The sequence below is a fragment of the Rhizobium sp. PL01 genome (genome assembly GCF_033447125.1).
Lineage (GTDB): Bacteria > Pseudomonadota > Alphaproteobacteria > Rhizobiales > Rhizobiaceae > Pararhizobium.
On record NZ_JAWQUM010000025.1, the window covers coordinates 1771 to 5225 of the forward strand.

At 53.1% G+C, this 3455-nt stretch carries 2 rRNA genes; both read left to right on the forward strand.

Annotation, left to right across the window (positions count from 1 at the left end):
* Positions 1 to 258 precede the first annotated feature (258 nt).
* A 23S ribosomal RNA gene (locus R6X40_RS31475) occupies positions 259 to 3066 on the forward strand.
* A 249-nt stretch (positions 3067 to 3315) separates the two neighbouring features.
* Positions 3316 to 3430 (forward strand): 5S ribosomal RNA (gene rrf, locus R6X40_RS31480).
* The last annotated feature ends 25 nt before the right edge of the window (positions 3431 to 3455 follow it).

Here is a 3455-nt window from a genome sequence, read left to right on the forward strand (position 1 = left end):
TCTGACGACATGCCGATGGATGTTGCCTGACCGCGCATCCCCGGACAGATCTCGAGAAGCTGGTCTTAAGATCTGACCTCGAAGTGCACCGGCGTGCCTTCATATGAGGATCAGGTCGAACACGTTGATGGCATCTGGATTGACTGTGGTTGTAAAAGGTAACCGCAGTGTTGGCCCGGTTTGGTCTGCCCTTTGAGCGCAAGCGAAAAGGATAGGCTTAGCCAAACCAACTTAAAGATGAGCATTGGCAATGAGAACGATCAAGTGAAATAAGGGCAATTGGTGGATGCCTTGGCATGCACAGGCGATGAAGGACGTGATACGCTGCGATAAGCCGTGGGGAGCTGCGAATAAGCTTTGATCCATGGATTTCCGAATGGGGAAACCCACCTTAAATGCTTAGAGAATCCAAGCTGAGTTTAGGCTCAGTTTGGGTTTCTAAGCATTGTGATAAGGTATCTACACCTGAATACATAGGGTGTAAGAAGCGAACCCAGGGAACTGAAACATCTAAGTACCTGGAGGAAAGGACATCAACCGAGACTCCGCAAGTAGTGGCGAGCGAACGCGGACCAGGCCAGTGGCCTTGGGGAATAAAGTGGAACGGAATGGAAAGTCCGGCCGTAGCGGGTGATAGCCCCGTACATGTAGAACACCCAAGGTCCTTGAGTAAGGCGGGACACGTGAAATCCTGTTTGAAATTAGGGGGACCACCCTCTAAGCCTAAGTACTCGTGCATGACCGATAGCGAACAAGTACCGTGAGGGAAAGGTGAAAAGCACCCCGACAAGGGGAGTGAAATAGAACCTGAAACCGGTTGCCTACAAACAGTCGGAGCCCGCAAGGGTGACGGCGTACCTTTTGTATAATGGGTCAACGACTTAGTGTGACGAGCAAGCTTAAGCCGATAGGTGAAGGCGCAGCGAAAGCGAGTCTGAATAGGGCGTTCAGTTCGTCGCATTAGACCCGAAACCGAGTGATCTAGCCATGAGCAGGTTGAAGGTTGGGTAACACCAACTGGAGGACCGAACCCGCATCTGTTGCAATAGATTGGGATGACTTGTGGCTAGGGGTGAAAGGCCAATCAAACTCGGAAATAGCTGGTTCTCCGCGAAAACTATTTAGGTAGTGCGTCGACCGAATACCCTCGGGGGTAGAGCACTGGATGGGCTATGGGGACTCACCGTCTTACTGATCCTAACCAAACTCCGAATACCGAGGAGTACTAGTCGGCAGACACACGGCGGGTGCTAACGTCCGTCGTGAAGAGGGCAACAACCCTGACCTCCAGCTAAGGTCCCCAAGTCATGGCTAAGTGGGAAAGGATGTGAGGATCCCAAAACAACCAGGATGTTGGCTTAGAAGCAGCCATCATTTAAAGAAAGCGTAACAGCTCACTGGTCTAAATAAGGGTCTTTGCGCCGAAAATGTAACGGGGCTAAAGCCATGCACCGAAGCTGAGGATAGCGCTGGTTCTTCGGAACCAGGCTGTGGTAGCGGAGCGTTCCGTAAGCCTGTGAAGGGATACCTGTGAGGGGTCCTGGAGGTATCGGAAGTGCGAATGTTGACATGAGTAACGATAAAGGGAGTGAGAGACTCCCTCGCCGAAAGACCAAGGGTTCCTGCTTAAAGTTAATCTGAGCAGGGTTAGCCGGCCCCTAAGATGAGGCAGAAATGCGTAGTCGATGGGAACCACGTTAATATTCGTGGGCCTGGTGGTAGTGACGGATTGCGTAACTTGTTTGCTCTTATTGGATTGAGTGGGCGAGGAAGCGGTTCCAGGAAATAGCTCCACCGTATAGACCGTACCCGAAACCGACACAGGTGGTCAGGTAGAGTATACCAAGGCGCTTGAGAGAACTATGCTGAAGGAACTCGGCAAATTGCACGCGTAACTTCGGAAGAAGCGTGACCTCTTCGTACGCAAGTATGGAGGGGTGGCACAGACCAGGGGGTAGCGACTGTTTATCAAAAACACAGGGCTCTGCGAAGTTGCAAAACGACGTATAGGGCCTGACGCCTGCCCGGTGCTGGAAGGTTAAAGGGAGAGGTGCAAGCTTTGAACTGAAGCCCCAGTAAACGGCGGCCGTAACTATAACGGTCCTAAGGTAGCGAAATTCCTTGTCGGGTAAGTTCCGACCTGCACGAATGGCGTAACGACTTCCCCGCTGTCTCCAGCATAGACTCAGTGAAATTGAATTCCCCGTGAAGATGCGGGGTTCCTGCGGTCAGACGGAAAGACCCCGTGCACCTTTACTATAGCTTTACACTGGCATTCGTGTCGGCATGTGTAGGATAGGTGGTAGGCTTTGAAGCTTGGACGCCAGTTCAGGTGGAGCCATCCTTGAAATACCACCCTTATCGTCATGGATGTCTAACCGCGGTCCGTTATCCGGATCCGGGACAGTGTATGGTGGGTAGTTTGACTGGGGCGGTCGCCTCCGAAAGAGTAACGGAGGCGCGCGATGGTGGGCTCAGAACGGTCGGAAATCGTTCGTCGAGTGCAATGGCATAAGCCCGCCTGACTGCGAGACTGACAAGTCGAGCAGAGACGAAAGTCGGTCATAGTGATCCGGTGGTCCCGTGTGGAAGGGCCATCGCTCAACGGATAAAAGGTACGCCGGGGATAACAGGCTGATGACCCCCAAGAGTCCATATCGACGGGGTTGTTTGGCACCTCGATGTCGGCTCATCGCATCCTGGGGCTGGAGCAGGTCCCAAGGGTTTGGCTGTTCGCCAATTAAAGCGGTACGTGAGCTGGGTTCAGAACGTCGTGAGACAGTTCGGTCCCTATCTGCCGTGGGTGTAGGAATATTGACAGGATCTGTCCCTAGTACGAGAGGACCGGGATGGACATATCTCTGGTGGACCTGTTGTGGCGCCAGCCGCATAGCAGGGTAGCTATATATGGAATGGATAACCGCTGAAGGCATCTAAGCGGGAAACCAACCTGAAAACGAGTATTCCCTTGAGAACCGTGGAAGACTACCACGTTGATAGGCCGGGTGTGGAAGTGCGGCAACGCATGAAGCTTACCGGTACTAATCGTTCGATTGGCTTGATTGTTCTCATTGCTTATGTTCATCGAAGATGAACCATAAGCCATCTGTTTTGTCCTCACGCTGTCGCCGCAAGGCGGCTGCGCTGCGGACGGCGCGCCAAACGATTGGCGACGCGCTCTGCGCTTGCGGTCTTCGACCGGAAGGCGGGCAACAAAACGTGTTCAAAGACTAAAAAGGAGAGAGGCAACGCCTCCCTCGCCAGCTTCTCATTTGGTTTTGCTCCGTCGCCGGAGCAATTCTTGCCCTTAGTTGACCTGGTGGTTATTGCGGGGTGGCTGCACCCGTTCCCATTCCGAACACGGCCGTGAAACGCCCCTGCGCCAATGGTACTCCGTCTTAAGACGCGGGAGAGTAGGTCGCTGCCAGGTCTATTAATGGCAAGAAAATACCAAA